We start from the raw sequence: 24558 nt of genomic DNA, 5'->3' as shown, positions 1-24558 counted from the left end.
ATGAAAGGCGCATCGCTTCGTCATCAGCCCCCACAAGCACCGAGCCGCAAGCCGGTGCCGCGGGGTGCCAGCCGGATGGTGGCTAAAGAGCCGATGTCGGCGCGCCTGCCCAAAGCCAACTTTGGGTTTATCAAGGCACTGTTCTGGCCGGTGATGCTGGTGGTGTTGGGCTTTGGCACTTACGAGGGCGCGCAGCGTCTACTGCCGTATGCCGATCGGCCGATCACCAAGATCAGCGTGCAGGGCGACTTGAGCTACATCAGCCAACAAGCGGTACAGCAGCGCATCGGGCCTTTCCTGGCGGCGAGCTTCTTTACCATCGACCTGGCCGGCATGCGCGCCGAGCTGGAACAGATGCCCTGGATCGCACACGCCGAAGTGCGTCGCGTATGGCCGGACCAGGTAACGATCCGCCTGGAAGAGCAACTGCCCGTGGCCCGTTGGGGCGACGAAGCGCTGTTGAACAACCAGGGCCAGGCGTTCACCCCGCGTGAGCTGGCCAACTATGAGCACCTGCCGCAGCTGTTCGGGCCGCAGCGGGCGCAGCAGCAAGTGATGCAGCAGTACCAGGCCTTGAGCCAGATGCTGCGGCCGCTGGGCTTCTCCATTGCACGCCTGGAACTGCGTGAACGGGGCAGCTGGTTTTTGACGACCGGGGCAGGCAGTTCCGGCCCGGGCATCCAGTTGTTGCTGGGACGCGACCGCTTGGTGGAAAAGATGCGCCGTTTCATCGCCATCTATGACAAGACCTTGAAAGAACAGATTACGAACATTGCGAGCGTCGACCTGCGTTACGCCAACGGCCTTGCCGTCGGCTGGCGTGAACCGGCTGCGCCCACGGCAGCGCAACCCGCTGTCGCGAAGAATTAAGAAGAGGCAGGACCCATGGCAAACGTGCAAAGCGGCAAAATGATCGTCGGTCTCGATATCGGCACCTCCAAGGTGGTGGCGCTGGTGGGCGAGGTCGGGGAAGACGGCACGATCGAAATCGTCGGTATTGGCACGCATCCGTCCCGGGGCCTGAAGAAGGGCGTGGTGGTGAACATCGAGTCCACCGTGCAATCGATCCAGCGCGCCATCGAAGAAGCGCAGCTGATGGCCGGTTGCCGGATCCACTCGGCGTTTGTCGGCGTGGCCGGCAACCATATCCGCAGCCTGAACTCCCACGGCATCGTGGCGATCCGCGACCGTGAAGTCAGCTCGGCCGACCTTGAGCGCGTCCTCGACGCCGCCCAGGCCGTGGCGATCCCGGCTGACCAGCGCGTGCTGCACACGCTGCCGCAGGACTACGTGATCGACAACCAGGAAGGCGTTCGCGAGCCGCTGGGCATGTCGGGCGTACGCCTGGAAGCCAAGGTTCACGTGGTGACCTGCGCCGTCAACGCCGCCCAGAACATCGAAAAATGCGTGCGCCGCTGCGGCCTGGAAATCGACGACATCATTCTCGAGCAGTTGGCTTCGGCCTACTCGGTACTGACCGACGACGAAAAAGAACTGGGCGTGTGCCTGGTGGACATCGGCGGCGGCACCACCGACATCGCGATCTTCACCGAGGGTGCGATCCGTCACACCGCCGTGATCCCGATTGCCGGCGACCAGGTCACCAACGACATCGCCATGGCGCTGCGTACACCGACCCAGTACGCCGAAGAAATCAAGATCCGCTACGCCTGTGCCCTGGCCAAGCTGGCCGGTGCCGGGGAGACCATCAAGGTGCCGAGCGTGGGCGACCGTCCACCGCGCGAACTGTCGCGCCAGGCCCTGGCCGAAGTGGTCGAGCCGCGCTACGACGAACTGTTCACCCTGATCCAGGCTGAACTGCGCCGCAGCGGCTACGAAGATTTGATCCCGGCCGGCATCGTGCTGACCGGTGGTACCTCGAAGATGGAAGGCGCGGTCGAGTTGGCCGAGGAAATCTTCCACATGCCGGTTCGCCTGGGCGTGCCCCATGGCGTCAAGGGCCTGGGCGACGTGGTGCGCAACCCGATTTATTCCACTGGCGTGGGCTTGCTGTTGTACGGGCTGCAAAAGCAGACCGACGGCATTTCCCTGTCGGGCCCGAGCAACCGTGACAGCTACCGCAGCGACGACGAAGCGAAAGCGCCGTTGTTCGAGCGGCTGCAGGCATGGGTCAAGGGCAACTTCTAACGATTTACCGCGGCACCGCAACACGCAACAAAGCAGTAGGCGAAAAAACTAGAGATAACGAAAGGAGAGGGAACATGTTTGAACTCGTAGACAACATCCCCGCTAGCCCGGTCATTAAAGTGATCGGTGTCGGCGGTGGCGGCGGCAACGCTGTCAACCATATGGTCAAGAGCAACATTGAAGGCGTTGAATTCATCTGCGCCAACACTGATGCCCAGGCGCTCAAAAGCATCGGCGCGCGGACCATCCTGCAATTGGGCACAGCCGTGACCAAGGGCCTCGGCGCCGGCGCCAATCCGGAAGTCGGCCGTCAAGCCGCCCTGGAAGACCGCGAGCGTATTGCCGAAGTGCTGCAAGGCACCAACATGGTGTTCATCACCACGGGCATGGGCGGCGGTACCGGTACCGGTGCAGCGCCGATCATTGCCGAAGTGGCCAAGGAAATGGGGATCCTGACGGTTGCGGTCGTGACCCGTCCGTTCCCGTTCGAAGGTCGCAAGCGCATGCAGATCGCCGACGAAGGTATCCGTCTGCTGTCTGAAAGCGTCGACTCGTTGATCACCATTCCCAACGAGAAACTGCTGACCATCCTGGGCAAGGACGCGAGCCTGCTGTCCGCATTCGCCAAGGCTGACGATGTACTGGCGGGTGCCGTTCGCGGTATCTCCGACATCATCAAGCGCCCAGGCATGATCAACGTCGACTTTGCCGACGTCCGTACCGTGATGAGCGAAATGGGCATGGCGATGATGGGCACTGGCTGCGCCAGCGGTCCGAACCGTGCGCGTGAAGCCACCGAAGCGGCCATCCGCAACCCATTGCTGGAAGACGTGAACCTGCAAGGTGCACGCGGCATCCTGGTGAATATCACCGCAGGTCCCGACCTGTCCCTGGGTGAGTACTCGGACGTAGGTAGCATCATCGAAGCCTTCGCTTCCGAGCACGCCATGGTCAAAGTCGGTACCGTGATCGATCCGGACATGCGCGACGAGCTGCACGTGACCGTGGTTGCAACCGGCCTGGGCGCAAAAATCGAGAAGCCTGTGAAGGTCATCGACAACACCCTGCACAACAGCCAGGCCAGCCACGCCAGCCAAGCGGCTGCCGCTCCAGCGCCTTCGCGCCAGGAACTGCCGTCGGTGAACTACCGTGACCTGGACCGTCCGACCGTGATGCGCAACCAGGCGCAAGCCGGTGCCGCGGCGTCCCGTAGCCCGAATCCGCAAGATGATTTGGACTACCTGGATATCCCGGCATTCCTGCGTCGTCAGGCCGATTGATGGAATGTATCAGGGCTATGAAGGTGATTGGTGTTCAGCAAAGGTCTGGTCTGCTATTATCGCCAGCCTTTGTTGATACCAGTTCGCAATTTGCGCTCAAGCGGTCCAAGCCATGATTAAACAACGCACCCTGAAGAATATTATCCGTGCCACAGGTGTAGGTCTGCACTCCGGGGAGAAGGTATACCTGACCCTCAAGCCCGCACCTGTCGACACCGGCATCGTGTTTGTTCGTGCCGACCTGGACCCTGTGGTGCAGATTCCTGCTCGCGCGGAAAACGTTGGCGAAACCACTATGTCGACCACATTGGTCAACGGTGACGTCAAAGTGGACACGGTGGAGCACTTGCTCTCGGCCATGGCCGGTTTGGGCATCGATAACGCCTACGTCGAGCTCTCCGCGTCCGAAGTCCCAATCATGGATGGCAGCGCTGGACCTTTCGTATTCCTGATTCAATCTGCCGGCCTGGAAGAACAGGACGCAGCCAAGAAGTTCATACGCATTCTGCGGGAAGTGACAGTAGAAGACGGCGACAAGCGCGCCACCTTCGTCCCGTTCGAAGGCTTTAAAGTGAGCTTTGAGATCGATTTCGATCACCCGGTATTCCGTGACCGCACCCAAAGTGCAAGCGTGGATTTTTCCAGCACTTCGTTTGTAAAAGAAGTCAGCCGCGCCCGTACCTTTGGTTTCATGAGTGACATCGAGTACCTGCGCAAGCACAACCTCGCACTCGGCGGCAGCGTTGAAAACGCCATTGTGGTCGACGCGGATGGTGTACTGAACGAAGACGGCCTTCGCTATGAAGACGAATTCGTCAAGCACAAGATCCTCGATGCAATCGGTGACCTCTACCTGCTGGGCAATAGCCTGATAGGCGAGTTCAAAGGCTTCAAGTCGGGCCACGCCCTTAACAACCAGCTGCTGCGCAAGTTGATTGAGCAGACAGACGCTTGGGAAGTCGTAACCTTCGAAGATGCCAGCACCGCACCGATCTCTTACATGCGTCCCGTTGCGGCGGTGTAAGTAACAACTCTCTTTCTTTAGTTTTAAAAGGCTGCCTTCGGGTGGCCTTTTTTTATGTGTGCGATCTTGGCCGCGAAGAAGCTCGGCAGCTCCCACAGGGGACTTGCTGTGTGAGGTGGATTGGATTGCACCTGCGAACCGCAATCTCAGCAACGATCGAGCTCAATTGTGGGAGCTGTCGAGCCCCAGCGATGCTGCGATGGGGTCACCTCGGTGTGGCCTTAATATCGATCCGTCTGCACCTCGGCCCAGTCGAATCGTCACACTGCAGCTCCCGCTTCGGCTTGACTCACAGATCCTGAAGGGTGGCGGCGTCCACGATCCGATTGCGCCCACTGTGCTTGGCCTCGTATAACGCCTGATCGGCACTCAGCAGCAATGCTTCCAGCGACTGGCGTTTGCGTTTGTCCCAGGTGCTCAGCCCAATACTCACCGTAATCGGTCGCTCATCGCCCGCCACCCGTGGCAAGTGTTCGACGCTGCTGCGGATGTGCTCGGCGATGACCCAGGCACCCTGGGTGTCGGTATGCGGCAGTACCACCGCAAATTCTTCTCCGCCATACCGCGCCGCCAAGTCGGCAGGTCGGCGGATGTTGCCGCCGATCACCTGGGCAACGGTACGCAATGCTTCGTCGCCGCCTTGATGGCCGTGTCGATCATTGAAGGCCTTGAAGTGGTCCACATCGATCATCAGCAACGTCAGCGGCTCGGTCGAGCGTTGCGCGCGGTCCCATTCCAGGCGCAGGCGTTCGTCCAGGATGCGCCGGTTGGCCAGGCCGGTCAGTGCGTCAGTGGCTGCCAGTTCTGACAGCACCCGTTCGGCACGGAATCGGCGTCGCAGTTCGCGGCGTAACATCCAAGTGAGCCACAGCAGGCCGACACAGAGGATGCCGGTGGCGCTGCTGGTCAACAGCGCGGCGCGTCTCCAGGCAGCGAATACATCATCACTGGACAGGGCCACCACCACAATCAGCGGCAGCTCGCCGACGTTGGTGAAGGTATACAAGCGTTCCTTGCCACTGATGGCGGAGATGGCCTGGAAGCTTCCACTGCCCTCACTCAAGATGCGTTTGAAGTTCGGCCGCGCGCTGAGGTCCTTGTCAATCATGTCGCGTTCGAACAAGGGCTGTTGAGCCAACAGGATGCCGCGGTTGTTGAGCAGGTTGACGCTGCTGCTGTTACCGATCGTCAGGGTGCTGAACAGTTGATCGAAATAAGCCAGGCGCATGGTCGCGACTGCTACACCGAGGAATTCGCCATTGGGCCCCGACACGCGCCGGCTAAAAGCAATGCGCCATACCTGTTCGCAGTCGCAATGGACCCTGAATGGCCGGCTGATAAACAAGCCTGCCTGCGGCTCCCTGACATGGACCTGGAAATAGTCGCGGTTGGCGAAATTACGTGGCGTGGGTTGCAAGGTCGACGAGTCCGCGATCACGGTGCCGTCGGCGTCCAGCAGCAACACTTCGCCTTTGAACGGCGCAGCGGTGGATAAATCGAACTGCACAAGGTGCTGGATATTCGGCGTCACCTGGGCCAGGTCTTCACGCTGTTTGGCTGCGATCAGCCCTTTGAGCGCCAGGTCGTACAGCTCGACGTTACGCAGCACATCGGCATTGATCAATTGGGCGATGTTGGTGGTTGAGCGCTTGGCCGCCTGCAAGGTACTGGCGTGCTCGCGGATCAACAATGCCGCGACGATGATCACGATCAGGGCAACAGTGACGCCGCTGCCGAGCATCAGCAGCAGCTCCGGATGTGCGGGTGAGAGACGGGCGGGGCGTTGGCTCATCGGGCAGACTTCAGCGGTGAGGATGCTGGCAGTTTAGTTCTACCCGATGAAAATTAGCTGCTGGGTTAAAAAGAAATCTTTAGCCGTCAGAATACGTTGATCGGATAGTCGACGATCACCCGGTACTCATCCACGTCCCTGTCCACCGCCGAGTAGCCGTTGCTGCCGCGGTTGACTGCCCATTGCAGGCGCACCGCCAGGTCCTTGGCCTTGCCGCCCTGCACCACGTATTTCACGTCGATATCCCGCTCCCAATGCTTGGCGTCCTTGCCATCGGCGCTGTACCAGGCGCTGTAGCCACGGCTTTGCGGGTCGACTTTGCTCAGGTCGGTCTTGCCGCTGATGTAGGACACGGCCGAGGTCAGGCCGGGCAAGCCCAGGCCGCCGAAGTTATAGGCGTACTTGAGTTTCCACGAGCGCTCATTGGGGCCGTTGAAATCCGAATATTGCTGGGAGTTGTCCAGGTACACGCTGTCGCCTTGGGCGATGTAGTCGAACGGCGTATTGCCGTTGACTCGCTGATAGGCGGCGGTAACGCTGTGATGGCCCGCGTTCACGGTGAAATGCAGGCTGTAGGTGTTGTTGTCGATAGCCCCGAGCAGTGACTGACCGGTGTCCTGGGTGTGGTAGTAGTGCAGGCCGGGGTTGAGACTGATCATCTCGCTCACCGCATAGGTGTAATCCAGGTCGTAATAATACTGCTGCCACACATCCTTGAGCTCGGAGGCGTAGAGGTTGCTCGACAGCCCGTCAATACCGCTGAACGATACGCCCGCCCAGTTCAAGTGCTGGCTGCCGACAGCGTTCGGCAGCGCGCCATAGCTGGTGCCGATGCGGCGGTGACCGCTCTGGTTGTAGAGCTTGGTGAAGCTGACCTGGCCCCCTTCGAACATCCAGCCGTCGAGGCTGTGGTTGGTCAGGCTCACGCCGCGGAAGGTCTGAGGCAGCATGCGGGTCATGCCGCCGGCGATCACCGGATTGTTAAGAAACAGGTCACCCGCCTTCAGCTCGGTATCGAACGCGCGCATCTTCAAGGTGCCACCGGCCGTGGAGAACGAACCGGGCGCCTTGCCGTTGCCGCTGCCGTACGGAAGGATGCTGGAGCCATCAGTGCCGCCACCGCCGTCCAGCTTGAGGCCGAGCATGGCGTGAGCGTCCAGGCCGAAACCGACGGCGCCTTGGGTGTAGCCGGATTCGAAGGTGCCGATGAAACCCTGGCCCCACTCCTTGCTGTCGTCGGTGTGGATATCGCGACGGTCGCGGTTCATGTAGTAGTTGCGAGCGTTGAGGTTGAGGTGGGAACCTTCGACGAAACCGTCGCTGGGGTTGGAACCTGCCGCGTGGGCGAGGGGGGCAATCGTTGCTGCAATCGCGAGGAATAACGGGGTGAACGTCAGCGAGTTCTTCACCGGTAAAGCTCCTTTGGTCAAACGCAAACGGCCAATGTCGTAAGGGTGCCTGGCCTTTTTTTACGGCAAAAAAAAGCCGCTGAAGTCAGCGGCTTTAAGACAGATTCCCAGTGTAGAGCCCTGGAAATAAGTCGAGGGAAATTCGGGTAAGCGGAGACTGCCTTTGCCGTCGCGCTCATCGATGCGTCAAATTAACGCAGGCGAGCGGTACGATACAGAGTGTAACAAGATAATGACTGTTGCCCAAATCGCAACAGTAGCGCGCCGCACGTCTTGGATGTACCCGCTCGCACAGTGTTTACCGTGACGACTCCAGGGGCAGGGTGATGCCGAAGGTATTACCGCCACCCTCGCTGCGCACGAACACGTCGCCGCCATGCATCAGCGCAATCGCCTTGACGATAGCCAGTCCCAGGCCATGATTGGCCCCGCTGTTGCTGCGCGACGCATCCACCCGATAAAAGCGTTCGAACAGGCGTGGCAGGTGCTCGTCGGCGATCGCGCCGCCGGGATTGGTTACGCCGATTGCCACCTGGTCGTCCTGCACATCGATCTTCACTTCAATCACCTGCCCCGGTTCAGTGTGCAGTACCGCGTTGCTCAGCAGGTTGATCAGCGCGCGGCGCAGGTGGGCTTTTTCGATGTGCACCGTGGCATCGCCACGTACCTGTACCTCGACTTGGGCGTCTTCGAGAATGAAGTCCAGGTAGTCGAGGGTGGTCGCCACCTCATCAGCCAGGGAGCTTTCGATCAGCGTGGTGGCCTTGCTGCCCTGGTCGGCGCTGGCGAGGAACAGCATGTCGTTGATGATCGACCGCAGGCGCTCCAGCTCTTCTAGGTTGGATTGCAGCACCTCGAAATAATGCTCGGCCGAACGCCCGCGGGTCAGCGCCACCTGGGTCTGGCCGATCAGGTTGGTCAGCGGTGAGCGCAGTTCGTGGGCCACATCGGCGTTGAACGACTCCAGGCGCGAATAGGCCTGCTCGACGCGGTCCAGGGTGGCGTTGAACGAGTTGACGAACTGGCTCAATTCCGGCGGCAGCGGCGACAGTTGCAGGCGACCGGAGAGCTTCGGCGGTGCGAGTTTCTGCGCCTCATCCGAGAGTTTGCCCAACGGTTTGAGGCCGATGCGCGCTACCCAGAAACCCAGCAACGACGCCAGCACCACACCCACGAGCGCCAGGCTGATCAATGCCACCAGCAGGTGATGCTGGGTAGCGCGGAAATTTTCGGTGTCGATGGCGATCATGAACCGCAGTGGCGGGCGCTGATCCTTGGCCGGGAACTGGCTCACCAGCACCTTGAGCGGGTATGTACGGCCCGGCACGCGCAGGTCGCGCTTACCGGTCGGCCCTTCGGCGAAAGCGCGGATCTGCGCATCGGGGTTGCCATATTCATAGTTCGGGTCGCTGCTCACCACCCAGAAGCGGATGCGCTTGTCTTCCTCGCCCAGCAACTTGAGCTTGGCCTGTATCTTCACCCAATGCTCGGGCGTGCCGAAGCGGTTTACCGAAGACTCCAACACGCTGTAGCGCGCATCCAGCTCGGCGCCCGGCAACAAACCCAGGCTGCGGTCCACCTGCTGATACAGCGCGCCGCCGATCAACAGGAAGATCAGCGCCGCTACCAGGGTGAACATGCCGCTCAGGCGCAGGGCGATGGAGTCAGCCACCACTTGCATGCTCCTGCTGGCGACTCTCCAGCACGTAGCCCATGCCGCGAATAGTGTGCAGCAGTTTGGTATCGAATGGCCCGTCGAGTTTGGCGCGCAACCGCTTGATCGCCACTTCCACCACGTTGGCGTCGCTGTCGAAATTGATGTCCCAGACCATTTCCGCAATGGCGGTCTTGGACAGGATCTCGCCCTGGCGCCGCGCCAATACGCTGAGCAGCGAGAACTCCTTGGCGGTCAGGTCCAGGCGCTGGCCATTACGGCTTGCCTTGCGGCTGATCAGGTCGATCCACAGGTCCGCGACGGTCACCTGCACCGGTTCATGCCCGCCGCTGCGGCGGGTAAGGGCTTGCAGGCGGGCCACCAGTTCCAGGAAGGAGAACGGTTTGCCCAGGTAATCATCGGCGCCTTCGCGCAGGCCGCGGATGCGGTCTTCCACACGCTCACGGGCGGTGAGCATGATCACCGGCGTCTGTTTGCGCGCCCGCAGCGCACGCAGTACGCCAAAACCGTCGAGGCCGGGCAACATCACGTCGAGGACGATCACCGCGTATTCGTTTTCCAGTGCCAAGTGCAAACCCTCCACGCCTTCACGCGCCACGTCGACGGTGTAGCCTTGTTCCGTCAGGCCGCGGTGCAAGTAGTCCGCGGTTTTTTCTTCGTCTTCAATAATCAGGACGCGCATGAGCCTTTGCTCCAGGGCGGGGCCCCAGCCTCAGTGTGTGGTCGCCAACGCTGGCATGGGTTTGGGCTTGTGGAAAAACTTCTCCAGATACAAGTATATGACCGGTGTGGTGAACAGCGTCAGCGCCTGGCTCACCAGCAGCCCGCCGACCACTGAAATACCCAGTGGCTGGCGCAGTTCCGCACCGGCGCCGTAACCGAGCATCAATGGCAGCGCGCCGAGCAGTGCGGCCAGGGAGGTCATGATGATTGGCCGGAAGCGCGTGATGCAGGCTTCGAAGATTGCGTCGTGCGGTGACAGCCCGCGTGTGCGCTGGGCGTCCAGTGCAAAGTCGATGAGCAGGATACCGTTCTTCTTGACGATACCGATCAGCAGCACCAGGCCGATCAGCGCCATGATCGAAAAATCCTGGCCCAGCAGCCACAGCATGACCAACGCACCCAGGCCTGCCGAGGGCAGCGTCGAGATGATCGTCAGCGGGTGCACGAAGCTTTCATACAGCACGCCCAGGATGATGTAGACCGCCACCAGCGCCGCGAGGATCAGCCACGGCTGGCTGGCGAGCGAACTCTGGAACGCCTGCGCCGCGCCCTGGAAATTGCCGATGATCGAGGCCGGCATGCCAATCTGGTTTTTTGCCTGGTTGAGCAGGATCACCGCATCACCCAACGCAACACCGGGCGCCAGGTTGAACGACAGGTTGGCGGCCGGGAACATACCGTCGTGGCTGATGGACAGTGGCCCGACCGTAGGCGCGTCGACACGGGCCAGCGCCGACAGCGGCACCATTTCGTTGGTCAGCGGCGAGCGCAGGTAGAAGTAATTCAGGCTCTCCGCCTTGCCACGCTGCCGGGTGTCCAGTTCCAGCACCACCTGGTACTGGTTGATTTCGGTCTGGAACTCGTTGACCTGGCGTTGGCCGAAGGCGTCGTAGAGCGCCTGGTCGACGTCGGTGGCGGTCAAGCCGAAACGCGCGGCCGCACGGCGGTCAATGGAAATGTGGGTGATGCTGCCACCCAGTTGCAGGTCGTTGGAGATATCACGGAACGCCGGGATGGAACGCAGTTTTTCGGTCAGGCGCTGGGTCCAGGTATTGAGCGTCGCGCCGTCATTACTTTTAAGCACGTATTGATACTGGCTGCGGCTGGGGCCGGAGCTGAGGTTGATGTCCTGGCCGGCGCGCAGGTACAGCACGATGCCCGGCACCTTGGCCAATTTGGAACGGATGCGGTCGATGAATTGGCTGGCGGAAACGTCCCGGTCGCCACGGGGTACGAGGGAAATCCAGAAGCGACCGTTGGCGATGGTCTGGTTGCTGCCGGTCACGCCGACGGAGTGGGAGAACGCCCGCACGGCCGGGTCATCCTTCATGATTTGCGCCAGCGCCTTGTGCTTGGCCACCATGTCCGGGTAAGACACATCCGCCGCCGCCTCGCTGGTACCGAGGATGAAACCGGTGTCCTGTACTGGAAAAAAGCCCTTGGGGATGAACACATAGCCGGCTACGGCAAGCGCCAGGGTCAGCATGAAGATGCCGGCCATGGTGCGTTGGTGGGCCAGGGCGCGGCGCAAGGTCTTTTCGTAGCCCGCCAGCAGTCTTTCGCCGAAGCCGGGTTTGTCATGGTGCCTATGGCTGGGCGCGTTCATGAACAAGGCCGCCAGGGTCGGCGCCAGGGTCAGGGACACCACCACGGAAATCAGAATGGTCGAAGTGGCGGTCAGGGCAAACTCCTTGAACAGCCTGCCTACCACGCCCCCCATGAACAGCAGCGGTATAAATGCCGCCACCAGCGACACGCTGATGGACACCACGGTGAAGCCAATTTCGCTGGAACCCTTGAGCGCCGCCTCGCGTTTGTCCAGGCCGGTCTCGAGATGGCGATGGATGTTTTCCACCACCACAATCGCATCGTCCACCACAAAGCCCACGGCCACTACGATCGCAACCAGGGTCAGGTTATTCAGGCTGAAGCCCATCAGGTACATCAGGGCGAAACTTGCGATCAACGATACGCCCAGCACGCTCGACACAATGATGGTCGCCGACCATTGGCGCAGGAAAATCGCCATCACCCCGATCACCAGCAATACGGCGATCAGCAGGGTCATTTCCACTTCGTGCAGGGAGGCGCGGATGGTGGTGGTGCGGTCCATCAGCACGCTGACCTGCACCGATGCCGGCAACATGGCTTGCAGGCGTGGCAGTTCGGCCTGGATACGCTCCACGGTCTCGACAATGTTGGCGCCGGGTTGGCGCGTAATCACCAGGTTGACGCCGGGCGTGTCCACGGCCCAGGCCTGGACGTAGGCGTTTTCCGAGCCGTGGACGACCTTGGCCACATCACGCAGTTGAACCGGCGCGCCGTCCTTGTAGGAGACGATCAGGTCGCCGTATTCATCCGGTTGGAACAACTGGTCGTTGGTCGCCAGGGTCGACACGCTGTTCTTGCCGTACAGCGCGCCCTTGGCCAGGTTCAGGCTTGATTGCTGGATCGCCAGGCGGATGTCGGCCAAGGTCAGGCCGATGGCGGCGAGTTTGTCGGCAGACGCCTGCACGCGAATCGCCGGGCGTTGCTGGCCGGTGATGTTGATCTGGCCTACTCCATCGATCTGGCTGATCTGACGGGCCAGCAGGGTTTCCACCAGATCGCTCAGTTCGGTCCCGGGCATGTCGTGGGAGCTGACACTGACGATCAGCACCGGGCTGTCCGCCGGGTTCACCTTGCGCCAGGTCGGCAGGCTCGGCATATCGCCCGGCAGCTTGCCGGCAGCGGTGTTGATGGCCGCCTGCACCTCCTGCGCGGCGGTATCGATGCTTTTGTCGAGGGTGAATTGCAGGGTCAACAGGGTGGAGCCCAGCGCACTGCTGGAGGTCATCTGCGTCATGCCGGGGATTGCGCTGAACTGCACCTCCAGCGGTGTCGCAATCGAGGAGGCCATGGTGTCGGGGCTGGCTCCGGGCAACTGTGCGGTCACCTGGATGGTGGGAAACTCCGCCTCCGGCAGGGGGGCGATGGGTAATTTGGGGAACGCGATCAACCCGAGCAGCACCAGGGCGAAGGTCAGCAGCAGCGTGGCGACCGGGCGATCGATGCACCAGGCGGAAATCGATCCCCGCGCTGTCGTCATGGCTGCACCCTGGCGTCAGCGGTCTGGATCGTTTGCGGCGGATCCTTGAGGATCTCGACCTGAGCGCCAGCCTTGAGCCGCGACTGGCCATCACTGACCAGTACATCGCCCGCCTGGATGCCCTTGAGGATGTTACGGTCGCTGTCCTGATACACCACTTGCACCGGAAGGATCTCCACCTTGTCACCGTTGACGCGGTACACGAAGTGCGAGTCGAGGCCGCGTTGCACTACGCCTGGCGGGACGGCCAGGGCGTTGCGGTCAAGGGCGGTCTGGACCTTGATCGTCACCAGTTGGCCTGGCCAGAGCTTTTGCGTGCTATTGGGGAATTCGGCTTTGGCGCGGATCGTGCCGGTGGTGCCGCTGATCTGGTTGTCGATCAGGCTCAGGCGGCCCTCGTCCAGCAGGTCGGAGTGCTCGCCTTCGGTATCGGCACCCATGTAGGCGTCCACCCGTGCAGGCTCGGACGCGGCGATCAAGCCCTGCAACGTCGGTAGCATTTGCTGGGGCAGGGAGAACTCGATGGCAATCGGGTTGATCTGGGTGACCGAAAACAGGCCCTGGGCATCGCTCATGCGCAGGAAGTTGCCTTCATCCACGTTGCGAATACCGACGCGGCCGGTGACGGGAGAGCGAATCTGCGTGTAGGACAGTTGCACCTGGGCCGCATCAATGGCGGCTTGATTGCCTTGCAGCGTCGCTTTGAGCTGGTTGACCAGCGCCTGTTGCTGGTCGTAGGTCTGCCTGGAAATGCCGTCATCGATGCTCAATGCCTTGTAGCGCTTGAGGTTGACCTGGGCCACTTGCAGTTGCGCCTGGCTCTCGCCCAATTGTGCCCTGGCCTGGTCGAGACTGGCGCGGATCGAGCGGTCGTCGATAGTCGCCAACAAGTCGCCGGCATTGACCCGTTGCCCCTCCTTGACCAGCAGTCGAGTGAGGATGCCGTCGATTTGCGGGCGGATCACCACGCTGTGCAGCGACAGCACCGAACCAATCCCCGTCACGTAGCGCGGCAAATCCTGCTCCACCACCGTCATTACCCGTACCGGCACGGCGGCGGAGGCGGCCAGCCTGGTCTTGGCGGGGCGGGTCAGCGCCCAGGCGGCAGTCGCCAGAAGGGCAAGGACACCCACGGTCAATACAGTTTTTCTTTTAATGTGCATGCTGTAAGGCGCCCAGGCAGGGATCGGGGGAGAAGGGTGAGTATTTATAGCCTGCCGACCCAGTCAGTAAAGTGACTGCTATCTGACAGCCGTGTCAGTAAGCTCCTTACCATTCGTACGACGCTGGTCAAAGATCGCGGCTGCGCAGGTATACTTCCTACATATAGGGCCCATCACTGGGGTCCGCATCCTTGTCTGCATGCCCCGGAGCGTTCATGAAATCCCCGATACATTCCCCTGTCGAAGCGACCGACCCGGTCGATTCGGCCAACGCCGATGGCGTTGAGAAAGCCGAGATCCCGACGTTCAAGTTTCCTTTCAAGCCGGGTGAACTGGCCGGGGCCAGGAATGACGCCCAGCCCTGGTACAAGAACGGCGCCAAAAACGGCCACACCAAGACCCCGGGCATGGCCCCGCCGGGCACGCGCCGCTCGATGGGCAAACGCTAGGAATAATCAGCAACAAACATTGCAGGATGCAACCTACAGCTCTCGCTGAAATTTCCGCTTGTAGGCCCGTGATCGTTTCTTGAAAGCTTGCACCGCTTGTGTCCCGCCCCGACGTTTCAACGGGGCTGGGCAGAAGGTGCTCTTTCCGGAAAAGGACGTTTCCTGTGGCCCTGATACACCTTTGTGTCGCGCTTGCCCTGTTGCTTGCGGTGGATGCCGTTGCCGGCGTTGATCAACCGCGAAGTGAGCTCCGGTTCGCCGTTGCCGCGCAGTTTCCTCCCTTCCAGAGCCGTAATCCGCAAGGACAGTTGGTCGGTCTGAATATCGAGCTGGGCAATGCGCTGTGCCAGCAGCTGAATGTGCGCTGTACCTGGGTCGACCAGGTTGTGGTCGAAAACTTCGATGACCTTGACGCCCGCCAATTCGACGCCATCATGGGCATCGCCCCTACCTCCAGGCGCCGCCGCCGGGTGAGTTTCACCGATATCCTCTATCCCTTCACCACGCGCCTGGTCGCACGCCGCACCTCGGGCCTGATGCCGCTTGCGGCTTCGCTCAAGGGCAAGCGGGTCGGCGTATTGCTGGGCAGCAACCGCGAGGCCTTTGCCCGTTCGCAATGGGCTCGCAAGGGTGTGATCATCAAAAGCTTCTGGCTCAACGACGAGCTGGTCCGCAGCCTGGTGGCAGGCGATATCGATGCGACCCTGCAAGGCACGGTGGAAATCCGCGACGCCCTGCTCGATACCGACGCAGGCGAGGATTTCGCCTTCCTGGGGCCCGCCGTTTCGGCCGAACTGCTGGGCGAGGGGGTGGCGATCGCGCTGCGCAATACCGATACGGCGTTGCGTACCGAACTCAACCGCGCCCTCGAGCAACTTAAGCACAATGGTGAATACCAGCGGATTCTTGCGCCTTACCGCCTCAACACGCCCTAATCTGCATACATAACCTTGTAGTAAGCGGGCTTGTCCCGCGCTGGGCTGCGAAGCGGCCCCAAACCAGGCGAACCGGATTTACCTGTAGGTCGGCGGTGTCTTTATTGGGGCGGCTTCGCCACCCGGCGCGGGCGGTGCGACGATTCGACAAGCCCGCTCACTACAGAGATTCGTCAAGCCGGCAAGGCTTACGCAGCCCGCAGCGAGATAAACGCATAGTTGGCCGGCACCTCGGTTGCAATCTGCGCCCCGGCCTCCAGCACCTGTTCGGCGATGTCCATCCCCGATACATGAAACAGCCACTCATTGGCCACGGACGGGCGCTCCGCCGCTCTGTCAATCGCCAGGGCAAATGCGCCCATGTCCGGCAGGTAGGCGGTAAATCCGTCACCTTTGAGCGCCGTGGTCTTGATGCCCAGCAAGGCACATACCGCTTCCTTGGCCTGTACATCGTCGCGGTCGGCCTGGCGTGAGCGGCGGATCAACTCCGCCAGTTCCGGGTCTATCAACTCGCCACCGACGATCAGCGCCGGCCCCTGTTCCCAGGACTCCGGCGGGCAATCCTTGGCGGCGGGGTTCAGCGGGATATGCGGGTTGATCTCCATCGGGTAGATGCGGCACACCAACGGGCGACGCGCGTAGATGCGGCACAGGTTGTCTTCGTCAAGATTCCGGCAGCGGCCGGCGTTGTAGGCGGCAAAGGTGATTGCCACGAACGCCTCGGTGTTGCCACTGGGTACCACCACCGAACGGCGTTCGGCATGTTCGCGTTGCTGCTGGGGCAGGCCCAGGCCATTGCCCAGGAACCCCTCCACCAGAACAATGACAGTACCGCCGTCGGCCGCCCACATCCGGGCTTCGGCGAGGGTCAGGGGCACGTGATGGTCAGAGCAGCATTTGCCGCAACCGACGCAGGAAAAGTGAGTGTTCATGGCAGATCTGTCACCAGGCTAGGTCAGAGAGGCACGCAGGAACGGTGACGGGTTTTTACCTCTGTTCACCGTTTTGTCTCTATGGAAGCAAGTTATACGCCAGTGCCGCTCAGTCCTCGGGCACTGCATCGCGTAGGACAAATCTCATACCCGAACTTTCATACAGCTGCCGTGCGCGCAGGTTGCTCTCCATGACCTTGAGGTCCACATAGGGCTCGCCGCGCTGTTTGAAGACCTGGAAGCTGTGCAGCAGCAGCGCGCGGCCCAATCCCTGGCCTTGGGCGCAAGGGTGAACGCAGAGGTTCTTGATGAATGCGCTGGTCCAGCACTGTGCCACGCCGAGAATGCCCTCGGCGTTACTGGCGACCAGGCACAGCGTGGGATCGAACTCGGCATCGGTGACGAACTGACGCTGCCAGGTTTGCAGGTTGGGAACGCGGCCGCCGCCCTGGTCCTGGGCCAGGCGCAATACCGCATGAATCGCCGGGGCCAGGTCGTCGCGGTAATGGTCCAACTGGGTACCCACCGGCCATTGCGGGGCGGGAAGGCTGCCGGTGAGGTCGCGGCGCAGCAGTTGGAAGTACGCGGTCACTTATTACTGTCCCTGTTGTGCCACGCTCTGCGCCGCCACCACCAGGCACTTGGTCAGTTCGGGCGAGGAGAACTTGGTCAGCACCGCGTTGGCGCCGGCCAGGCGGGCTTTTTCGCTGTTCATTGCGCTGTCCAGAGAGGTGTGCAGCAGCACATAAAGGTGCTGGAAGTCCGGGGTCTCGCGCAGGGTGCGGGTAAGGGCGTAGCCGTCCATTTCAGACATCTCGATATCCGACACCACCACGTTGATCTGTTCGGCCGTGCCCTGCAGCTCCAGCAGCACATCGATGGCTTCCTTGGCACTGCGCGCGGTGTGGCAGGTGAGGCCGAGGTTGCGCAGGGTGTGCACCGATTGCTGCAGGGCGACCTGGCTGTCGTCCACCACCAGGATGCGCGCGTAGCCCAACACTTCGGCTTCATCCATGGTCAGGTCGGTCGGTGCCACTTCGATCGGTGCCGGGGCGATGCCGTGGATGACTTTTTCGATATCCAGCACCTGCACCAGGCCGCCTTCGACCTGGGTGACCCCGGTAATGAATGCGCGGTTACCGCCGGAGCCATAGGGCGGCGGACGAATGTCGGTGGTCAGGCAATGCACGATCTTGCTCACCGCCTGCACATGCAGGCCCTGCTTGGAACGGCTCACATCGGTGACGATCAGGCAGCCGCCGTCCGGGTCTGCCAGCGGCATTTCCCCCAAGGCGCGACTCAGGTCGATCACCGCCAGCGAGTTGCCGCGCAAGGTGGCGATGCCTTTGACGTGAGGGTGGGACTCCGGCAGCTTGGTCAGCGGCGGGCAGGGGATGATTTCGCTGACTTTCAGCAGGTTGATGGCCATCAGCTTGCCGCTGCGCAAGGTAAAGAGCAGAAGTGAAAGTGAGTCTGCGCGGGCTTTGGTGGTGGGCATAAAAACCTTCTGTGGATCAAGGATGGTGATCTATAGAGGGTTATCGACTTGGGGGCGCCAGGCTTTAACCGGATTTTGTGTCGGGCAGAGCTTGTGTGGGAGCTGGCTTGCCTGCGATAGCATCACCCCGGTGCAACTGAAAGACCGAGGCGCCTGCATCGCAGGCAAGCCAGCTCCCACAGGGAATTTGTGTCAACCCCTCCAGACTTGCGGGTTCACCAGATCCTGCGGACGCTGACCCAGCAGGGCGCTGCGCAGGTTGTCCAGGGCGCGGTTGGCCATGGCTTCACGGGTTTCGTGCGTGGCCGAACCGATATGCGGCAAGGTCACGGCATTGCTCAGTTGGAACAGTGGTGACTCGGCCAGCGGCTCCTGCTCATACACATCCAGCCCGGCACCACGGATGCGCTGGGTTTGCAGGGCTTCGATCAGCGCCGGCTCATCGACCACCGGGCCGCGGGAGATGTTGATCAGGATCGCGCTGGACTTCATCAGTCCCAGCTCGCGGGTGCTGATCAAATGACGGGTCTTTTCGCTCAACGGCACCACCAGGCAGACGAAGTCCGCCTCGGCCAGCAACTGGTCCAGGCTGCGAAACTGCGCACCGAGTTCTTGCTCAAGCGCCGTCTTGCGGCTGTTGCCGCTGTACAGGATCGGCATGTTGAAACCCAGCCGCCCACGCCGGGCCACGGCCGCGCCGATATTGCCCATGCCGACGATGCCCAGCGTCTTGCCATGCACATCGCAACCAAACAACGGCGCGCCGACGCTGGCTTTCCACTGGCCGGCCTTGGTCCAGGCGTCGAGTTCGGCCACCCGGCGCGCGCTGCTCATCAGCAAGGCGAAGGCCAGGTCGGCGGTGCTTTCGGTGAGGACGTCGGGCGTATTGGTGAGCATGATCCCGCGCTCATTGAAGTACGGCACGTCATAGTTGTCGTAGCCCACCGACACGCTGGACACCACCTCCAGCTTGCCCGCGCCCTGCAACTGCTCGCGCCCCAGCTTGCGGCCCACGCCAATCAGGCCGTGGGCGTGGGGCAGTGCTTCATTGAATTGAGCGTTGATATCCCCCAGCTTGGGGTTGGGCGCGATCACCTCGAAATCCTGTTGCAGGCGTTCGATCATTGCCGGGCTGACGCGGCTGAAGGCGAGGACAGTCTTTTTCATGGCAGGCGGGCTCATCGACTACGGAAGAATGCCAAGCACGCTAACATTCCTGTGCACAATTGTCAGGACGCGGCGGACCCGAACTGAACACTGATCAAATGTGGGAGCGGGCTTGCTCGCGAATGCGGTGGGTCAGTCAACTTATCTGTGGCTGACACACCGCTTTCGCGAGCAAGCCCACACATTGAATCTGCGGTGTTTGACAACAATCAGTTCGCCAGGCGAGCGCCGCTCAGGCTGCCGCTCAATTCATACGCCACCAACTCCGCCTGGTGCGCCGCCATAATTTCCGGCAACGAACCGCGTAGGTATTCGACCCAGGTCTTGATCTTCGCATCCAGATACTGACGCGACGGGTAGATGGCGTACAGGTTCAACTCTTGGGAGCGGTAGTTGGGCATGACCCGCACCAGGGTGCCATTGCGCAGCCCTTCGATGGCCGCGTACACCGGCAGCAGGCCGATGCCCATGCCGCTGGTGATCGCGGTTTTCATCGCATCGGCCGAGTTCACCAAGAAGGGAGATGTGTTGATGGCCACGCTTTCCTGGCCTTCGGGGCCGTTGAAGGTCCACTTGTCCAGCTGGATCACCGGGCTGACCAGGCGCAGGCACGCGTGGTTGAGCAGGTCATGGGGGCGATGGGCGCAGCCCTTGGCTTTCACGTAATCCGGCGAGGCACAGGCGATGCTGTAGGTGATACCCAGGCGTTGGGACACGAAACCCGAGTCCGGCAGTTCGCTGGCCAGCACGATGGACACGTCATAGCCCTCATCGAGCAAGTCCGGCACACGGTTGGCCAGGGTCAGGTCGAAGGTCACGTCCGGGTGGGTGCGGCGGTAACGGGCGATGGCGTCGATGACGAAATGCTGGCCGATGCCGGTCATGGTGTGCACTTTCAGCTGCCCGGAAGGGCGCGCGTGTGCGTCGCTGGCTTCGGCCTCGGCTTCCTCGACATAGGCCAGGATCTGCTCGCAGCGCAGCAAATAGCGTTTGCCGGCCTCGGTCAGGGCAATGCGCCGGGTGGTGCGGTTGAGCAAGCGGGTTTGCAGATGGGCCTCAAGGTTGGAGACCGCGCGCGACACATTGGCAGTGGTGGTATCCAGTTGCACCGCGGCTGCGGTGAAGCTGCCGGCTTCGGCCACGCAACTGAAGGCGCGCATGTTTTGCAAAGTGTCCATGGAGTGTTCTCAGGGGAGATAGCAAATTGTGACAGAAAGTTGCGCCGTCCAGTGATCCCTACCAACGGATTATCGCTTGAACGGTAACAAAGATTCACAGGAATGCCCGCTTATCGTCCTTCATGCCGCCGCCTAGAATTGCGCCACCTTCCCGCACTACCACCTCAGGAATTCGCTTGCCGTGCCGCGTCGCATCAGCAGAGAGCTGAAGACTCTCATTGACAGAGGGCTGCAGGCTCTCAGTGTCTGGGCCTTATCGCTGGCAATCAGCGGCTGCATCGGAACCGGAGGAATCGCGCCCCAAAGCCAGTCCATCGACGCCAACAACCTGGCCACCGACGAAGCTATCCAGAGCGCCGCCAAGGACGCCCACTGGCCCACCGCGCAATGGTGGCAAGCCTACGGCGACCCTCAACTCGATCGCTGGGTCGACCTCGCCACTCAGGGCAGCCCAAGCATGGCCGTGGCCGTCGCACGGGTGCGTGAAGCACGGGCGATGGCCGGGATTGCCGAGGCCGCCGAGTCGTTGCAGGTCAACAGCGACACCACCCTCAAGCGCCACAATTGGCCGAAGGATCAATTCTATGGTCCCGGCGAGCTGAGCGGTGCCAACACCTGGGACAACAATGCGTCGCTGGGCCTGAGCTATGCCCTGGATCTGTGGGGCCGCGAAAGCAACGCCAGCGAACGTGCCGTCGACCTGGCGCACATGAGCGTTGCGCAAGCGCGCCAGGCCCAGCTCGAATTGCAGAACAACGTGGTGCGCGCCTATATCCAACTGTCTTTGCACTACGCCAACCGCGATATCGTCGCGGCGACCCTGGCGCAACAGCAGCAGATTCTCGACCTGGCCAACAAACGCCTGAGTGCCGGGATCGGCACCCAGTTCGATGTCAGCCAGGCCGAAACGCCGTTGCCGGAAACGCATCGCCAACTGGACGCCCTCGACGAGGAAATCGCCCTGAGCCGTAACCAGCTTGCAGCGTTGGCCGGTAAAGGCCCGGGGGAGGGCGCGCAGTTGCAGCGCCCGACCTTGTCCCTCGCGGCTGCGCTGAAGCTGCCGTCGAGCCTGCCTGCGCAATTGCTCGGGCAGCGTCCGGACGTGGTCGCCAGCCGCTGGCAAGTCGCGGCCCAGGCCCGTGGCATCGATGTGGCGCATGCAGGGTTCTATCCCAACGTCGACCTGGTGGGCAGCCTCGGCTACATGGCGACCGGTGGCGGCATGCTCGCGTTTCTGGCGGGCAAGAAATTCAACTACACCGTCGGCCCTGCGATCACGCTGCCGATTTTCGATGGTGGGCGCTTGCGTGCGCAACTGGGTGAAGCCAGCGCCGGTTATGACATCGCTGTGGCCCAGTACAACCAGACCCTGGTCAATGCCCTCAAAGGCATCAGCGACCAATTGATCCGTCGTGAGTCGATGGATAAGCAATCGTCCTTTGCCGCGCAATCGGTAGCGTCGGCGCGCAAGACTTACGACATCGCAATGATCGCCTACCAGCGCGGCTTTACCGATTACCTCAATGTGCTGAACGCGCAAACGTTGCTCTTCCATCAGCAACAGATCGAGCAACAGGTGCAGGCCGCACGCCTGAGCGCCCACGCCGAACTGGTCACCGCCCTGGGCGGCGGCCTTGGTGCCGGCAACGACGTGCCGCAACCCGCCAAGACCCTCCCGAGCAAGACCCCGGCGGCGCTGGCCGTGTTTGATCACTGAGTAGGATCCGATGACCCCCTTGCCTGCACCGCTGCGCTGGTTGTACGCCCTTGAATGGCGCCGTGGCTTTTTCGACTGGGCACGCAGTGATGGCGTGACCTGGGTGTATATCTTCAAGGTGCTGATCGCGGCGTTCCTCACGCTGTGGTTGGCGATGCGCCTGGAATTGCCGCAACCGCGCACGGCGATGATCACAGTATTTATCGTGATGCAGCCGCAGAGCGGCCAGGTGTTCGCCAAGAGTTTCTATCGCTTCCTCGGCACCCTGGCAGGGTCGGCGGTGATGGTGTTGCTGATCGCCTTGTTTGCCCAGAACACGGAATTGTTCCTCGGTGCGCTGGCAATCTGGGTGGGTGTCTGCACAGCGGGTGCGACACGCAATCGCAACTTTCGCGCCTACGGTTTCGTGCTGGCCGGCTATACGGCGGCAATGGTCGGCCTGCCCGCGCTCGCCCATCCGGAGGGTGCCTTTATGGCGGCGGTATGGCGGGTGCTGGAAATCTCCCTGGGGATTTTGTGCGCCACGCTGGTCAGCGCGGCGATCCTGCCGCAAACCACCAGTGCGGCCATGCGCAACGCCCTGTACCAGCGTTTCGGCGTCTTCGCGCTGTTTGTCACCGATGGCTTGCGCGGCCGCAGCCAACCTGAAGCCTTCGAGGCCAGCAACGTGCGCTTTATCGCCGAAGCTGTGGGCCTGGAGGGGCTGCGCAGCATCACCGTATTTGAAGACCCGCACATGCGCCGGCGCAACGGCAGGCTCAGCCGCCTCAACAGCGAATTCATGAGCATTACCACGCGTTTCAATGCCTTGCACCAGCTGCTTGAGCGACTGCGCAAGGATGAAGCCGACCATGTGGTCGCGGCAATCAAACCCGGCCTGCAGGACCTTGCCGAAGTGCTCGATGGTTTCTCGGGCCGCGCGCTCACCAGCCCTGATGCGGTGCGCCTGGTCGACCAACTGAGTGCCTATAAGGACGGCCTGCCTGCCAAGGTCCGCAGCCTGCGTGCCACTTTCCAGGAAGCGAGTCCGAGCGAAGCCGAGCAGTTGGATTTCCACACCGCCTACGAGCTGCTCTATCGCTTCGTCGACGATCTGCACAACTATGCGCAAACCCACGCTTCGCTTGCTGATCACCGCCATGCGCGCGAGCAATGGGACGAAACGTTTATCCCGAAAACCAACTGGCTGGCCTGCGCCGCGTCTGGCATTCGTGCGTCATTTATCCTGATCGTGCTGGGCAGTTATTGGGTGGCCACCGCCTGGCCGAGCGGCGCAACCATGACCCTGATCGCCGCGGCCACCGTCGGCCTGTCCGCCGCGACACCGAACCCCAAGCGCATGGCATTCCAGATGGCGTGCGGCACGTTGATCGGTGCGTTGGTGGGCTTTGTCGAGATGTTCTTCGTGTTTCCCTGGATCGATGGCTTCCCGCTGCTGTGCGTGATGTTGGCGCCGGTGATCATCTTTGGCGCCTTCCTCGCGTCACGCCCGCAATACGCCGGTGTCGGCGTCGGCTTGCTGATCTTTTTCAGCACCGGGTCAGTGCCGGACAACCTGACGGTCTACAACCCCTACACCTTCATCAACGACTACATCGCCATGGTCGTCGGCATGCTGGTGTGCGCGGCGGCGGGGGCGATCATCCTGCCGCCCAACAGCCGCTGGCTCTGGCGGCGGTTGGAGCAGGACCTGCGCGAGCAGGTGGTGTACGCCATCAGCGGCAGGCTCAAGGGACTGGCGTCAAGTTTCGAAAGCCGTACCCGCGATCTCTTGCACCAAGCGTATGGCCTCGCCGTCGGCCAGCCGCAGGTACAGCGCGACCTGCTGCGCTGGATGTTCGTGGTGCTGGAGGTCGGCCACGCGATCATTGAACTGCGCAAGGAACAGGCGATTCTACCGGTGCACCCGGCGTACGCCGAATCCCAGCCGTGGCGCCAGGCGATCCGCGTGATGGGGCGCTCGCTGGTGCGGCTGTTCCTGCAACCTAGCGCGAGCAATCTGGAGCGCGGCCTGATCGCTGTCGATCACGCGATCAGCCGCGTGCAGGCCACCGACGAACCCTTCGCCCCGCACTTCGACACCTCGGCCCTGCGGCGGGTGAAAAGCTACCTGCACTTTATCCGCACCTCGTTGCTGGACCCACAATCACCGCTGGCGGCCCTCAAAGGAATCCCGAATGCCTCGTGAAATCGCATTCCACGGCCTGTACATGCCGACCATGACCCTGATGTTCCTGATCGCCGCCATGCTGGCCTGGGCGCTGGACCGCTTCGCGGCCGGGTTCGACCTGTACCGTTTTTTCTGGCACCCGGCGTTGCTGCGCCTGAGCCTGTTCGTTTGCCTGTTCGGCGCCCTGGCGCTGACCGTCTACCGTTGAGA

At 61.8% G+C, this 24558-nt stretch carries 20 protein-coding genes; 9 read left to right on the top strand and 11 right to left on the bottom strand.

Annotation, left to right across the window (positions count from 1 at the left end; translation table 11 throughout):
- The 4 genes from ACLH0H_RS04265 to lpxC all read left to right on the top strand — a co-directional run bounded on the left by ACLH0H_RS04265 (position 1) and on the right by lpxC (position 4452).
- The gene (locus ACLH0H_RS04265; protein WP_076951237.1) at positions 1-870 is read left to right on the top strand and encodes a cell division protein FtsQ/DivIB; all 870 of its coding nucleotides are present in this window, start codon (positions 1-3) and stop codon (positions 868-870) included.
- A gap of 15 nt (positions 871-885) precedes the next feature.
- Complete coding sequence (ftsA, locus tag ACLH0H_RS04260) at positions 886-2148, top strand: cell division protein FtsA (protein ID WP_025855584.1); 1263 nt, start codon at positions 886-888, stop codon at positions 2146-2148.
- Positions 2149-2222: 74 nt separating this feature from the next.
- Positions 2223-3428 (top strand): cell division protein FtsZ, encoded by a 1206-nt coding sequence (ftsZ, locus tag ACLH0H_RS04255; RefSeq protein ID WP_017526184.1) that lies wholly within the window; start codon positions 2223-2225, stop codon positions 3426-3428.
- Between the two features lie 112 nt (positions 3429-3540).
- Entirely contained in the window at positions 3541-4452 is a 912-nt protein-coding gene (lpxC, locus tag ACLH0H_RS04250) for a UDP-3-O-acyl-N-acetylglucosamine deacetylase (protein ID WP_003171886.1), read from the top strand.
- 289 nt (positions 4453-4741) lie between these two features.
- Here lpxC and ACLH0H_RS04245 read toward each other — a convergent pair whose 3' ends face one another.
- From ACLH0H_RS04245 to ACLH0H_RS04220, 6 genes are all read right to left on the bottom strand, one after another.
- A complete protein-coding gene (locus ACLH0H_RS04245) occupies positions 4742-6244 on the bottom strand; it encodes a sensor domain-containing diguanylate cyclase (RefSeq protein WP_411381114.1) in 1503 nt (500 codons plus the stop codon).
- An 86-nt stretch (positions 6245-6330) separates the two neighbouring features.
- Positions 6331-7653: an OprD family porin gene (locus ACLH0H_RS04240; protein WP_411381113.1), complete on the bottom strand. Its 1323-nt coding sequence runs from the start codon at positions 7651-7653 to the stop codon at positions 6331-6333.
- A gap of 298 nt (positions 7654-7951) precedes the next feature.
- Positions 7952-9328: a heavy metal sensor histidine kinase gene (locus tag ACLH0H_RS04235; RefSeq protein WP_411381112.1), complete on the bottom strand. Its 1377-nt coding sequence runs from the start codon at positions 9326-9328 to the stop codon at positions 7952-7954.
- Positions 9318-10010 (bottom strand): heavy metal response regulator transcription factor, encoded by a 693-nt coding sequence (locus ACLH0H_RS04230; protein WP_411381111.1) that lies wholly within the window; start codon positions 10008-10010, stop codon positions 9318-9320. Before ACLH0H_RS04230 ends, ACLH0H_RS04235 begins: the two co-directional genes overlap by 11 nt.
- Positions 10011-10040: 30 nt before the next feature.
- Complete coding sequence (locus ACLH0H_RS04225; protein WP_411381110.1) at positions 10041-13139, bottom strand: multidrug efflux RND transporter permease subunit; 3099 nt, start codon at positions 13137-13139, stop codon at positions 10041-10043.
- Positions 13136-14302, bottom strand: coding sequence for an efflux RND transporter periplasmic adaptor subunit (locus ACLH0H_RS04220; RefSeq protein ID WP_411381109.1), 1167 nt, complete (start codon positions 14300-14302; stop codon positions 13136-13138). The genes ACLH0H_RS04225 and ACLH0H_RS04220 overlap by 4 nt, the downstream gene beginning before the upstream one ends.
- Positions 14303-14517: 215 nt before the next feature.
- Here ACLH0H_RS04220 and ACLH0H_RS04215 point away from each other — a divergent pair, with 215 nt between their 5' ends.
- Both ACLH0H_RS04215 and ACLH0H_RS04210 read left to right on the top strand, forming a co-directional pair.
- The gene (locus ACLH0H_RS04215) at positions 14518-14751 is read left to right on the top strand and encodes a hypothetical protein (protein WP_411381108.1); all 234 of its coding nucleotides are present in this window, start codon (positions 14518-14520) and stop codon (positions 14749-14751) included.
- A gap of 164 nt (positions 14752-14915) precedes the next feature.
- The gene (locus ACLH0H_RS04210; protein ID WP_411381107.1) at positions 14916-15686 is read left to right on the top strand and encodes a transporter substrate-binding domain-containing protein; all 771 of its coding nucleotides are present in this window, start codon (positions 14916-14918) and stop codon (positions 15684-15686) included.
- Between the two features lie 188 nt (positions 15687-15874).
- Here ACLH0H_RS04210 and ACLH0H_RS04205 read toward each other — a convergent pair whose 3' ends face one another.
- From ACLH0H_RS04205 to ACLH0H_RS04185, 5 genes are all read right to left on the bottom strand, one after another.
- Positions 15875-16618: a YkgJ family cysteine cluster protein gene (locus ACLH0H_RS04205; protein ID WP_411381106.1), complete on the bottom strand. Its 744-nt coding sequence runs from the start codon at positions 16616-16618 to the stop codon at positions 15875-15877.
- Positions 16619-16727: 109 nt separating this feature from the next.
- Positions 16728-17210, bottom strand: a complete 483-nt coding sequence (locus ACLH0H_RS04200; protein ID WP_411381105.1) for a GNAT family N-acetyltransferase — start codon at positions 17208-17210, stop codon at positions 16728-16730.
- A 3-nt stretch (positions 17211-17213) separates the two neighbouring features.
- The gene (locus ACLH0H_RS04195) at positions 17214-18116 is read right to left on the bottom strand and encodes a chemotaxis protein CheV (protein WP_411381104.1); all 903 of its coding nucleotides are present in this window, start codon (positions 18114-18116) and stop codon (positions 17214-17216) included.
- A gap of 192 nt (positions 18117-18308) precedes the next feature.
- Complete coding sequence (locus ACLH0H_RS04190) at positions 18309-19283, bottom strand: 2-hydroxyacid dehydrogenase (protein ID WP_411381103.1); 975 nt, start codon at positions 19281-19283, stop codon at positions 18309-18311.
- Positions 19284-19492: 209 nt separating this feature from the next.
- Positions 19493-20461, bottom strand: coding sequence for a LysR family transcriptional regulator (locus tag ACLH0H_RS04185; RefSeq protein WP_314564688.1), 969 nt, complete (start codon positions 20459-20461; stop codon positions 19493-19495).
- 181 nt (positions 20462-20642) lie between these two features.
- On the opposite strand from ACLH0H_RS04185, the gene ACLH0H_RS04180 reads away from it, so the two are divergent.
- The 3 genes from ACLH0H_RS04180 to ACLH0H_RS04170 are packed head-to-tail and all read left to right on the top strand — an operon-like array spanning position 20643 to position 24556.
- Positions 20643-22178: an efflux transporter outer membrane subunit gene (locus ACLH0H_RS04180; protein WP_411381102.1), complete on the top strand. Its 1536-nt coding sequence runs from the start codon at positions 20643-20645 to the stop codon at positions 22176-22178.
- Positions 22179-22188: 10 nt separating this feature from the next.
- Positions 22189-24366, top strand: coding sequence for an FUSC family protein (locus ACLH0H_RS04175; protein ID WP_411381101.1), 2178 nt, complete (start codon positions 22189-22191; stop codon positions 24364-24366).
- On the top strand, positions 24356-24556 hold the full coding sequence (locus ACLH0H_RS04170) for a DUF1656 domain-containing protein (protein ID WP_411381100.1): 201 nt from the start codon (positions 24356-24358) through the stop codon (positions 24554-24556). Before ACLH0H_RS04175 ends, ACLH0H_RS04170 begins: the two co-directional genes overlap by 11 nt.
- Positions 24557-24558: the final 2 nt, after the last annotated feature.

It is taken from the genome of Pseudomonas sp. MPB26 (genome assembly GCF_046605355.1).
Taxonomy (GTDB): domain Bacteria; phylum Pseudomonadota; class Gammaproteobacteria; order Pseudomonadales; family Pseudomonadaceae; genus Aquipseudomonas; species Aquipseudomonas cedrina.
Note: the sequence above shows the minus strand (reverse complement) of the source record. Positions and strands in the feature narration are given on the sequence as shown.

Bases quoted from the DNA above. Each gene is read 5' to 3' on its own strand.
- ACLH0H_RS04265 (WP_076951237.1), top strand. From the start codon at position 1: ATGAAAGGCGCATCGCTTCGTCATCAGCCCCCACAAGCACCGAGCCGC.
- ftsA (WP_025855584.1), top strand. From the start codon at position 886: ATGGCAAACGTGCAAAGCGGCAAAATGATCGTCGGTCTCGATATCGGC.
- ftsZ (WP_017526184.1), top strand. From the start codon at position 2,223: ATGTTTGAACTCGTAGACAACATCCCCGCTAGCCCGGTCATTAAAGTG.
- lpxC (WP_003171886.1), top strand. From the start codon at position 3,541: ATGATTAAACAACGCACCCTGAAGAATATTATCCGTGCCACAGGTGTA.
- ACLH0H_RS04245 (WP_411381114.1), bottom strand. From the start codon at position 6,244: ATGAGCCAACGCCCCGCCCGTCTCTCACCCGCACATCCGGAGCTGCTG.
- ACLH0H_RS04230 (WP_411381111.1), bottom strand. From the start codon at position 10,010: ATGCGCGTCCTGATTATTGAAGACGAAGAAAAAACCGCGGACTACTTG.
- ACLH0H_RS04225 (WP_411381110.1), bottom strand. From the start codon at position 13,139: ATGACGACAGCGCGGGGATCGATTTCCGCCTGGTGCATCGATCGCCCG.
- ACLH0H_RS04220 (WP_411381109.1), bottom strand. From the start codon at position 14,302: ATGCACATTAAAAGAAAAACTGTATTGACCGTGGGTGTCCTTGCCCTT.
- ACLH0H_RS04215 (WP_411381108.1), top strand. From the start codon at position 14,518: ATGAAATCCCCGATACATTCCCCTGTCGAAGCGACCGACCCGGTCGAT.
- ACLH0H_RS04205 (WP_411381106.1), bottom strand. From the start codon at position 16,618: ATGAACACTCACTTTTCCTGCGTCGGTTGCGGCAAATGCTGCTCTGAC.
- ACLH0H_RS04195 (WP_411381104.1), bottom strand. From the start codon at position 18,116: ATGCCCACCACCAAAGCCCGCGCAGACTCACTTTCACTTCTGCTCTTT.
- ACLH0H_RS04190 (WP_411381103.1), bottom strand. From the start codon at position 19,283: ATGAAAAAGACTGTCCTCGCCTTCAGCCGCGTCAGCCCGGCAATGATC.
- ACLH0H_RS04185 (WP_314564688.1), bottom strand. From the start codon at position 20,461: ATGGACACTTTGCAAAACATGCGCGCCTTCAGTTGCGTGGCCGAAGCC.
- ACLH0H_RS04175 (WP_411381101.1), top strand. From the start codon at position 22,189: ATGACCCCCTTGCCTGCACCGCTGCGCTGGTTGTACGCCCTTGAATGG.
- ACLH0H_RS04170 (WP_411381100.1), top strand. From the start codon at position 24,356: ATGCCTCGTGAAATCGCATTCCACGGCCTGTACATGCCGACCATGACC.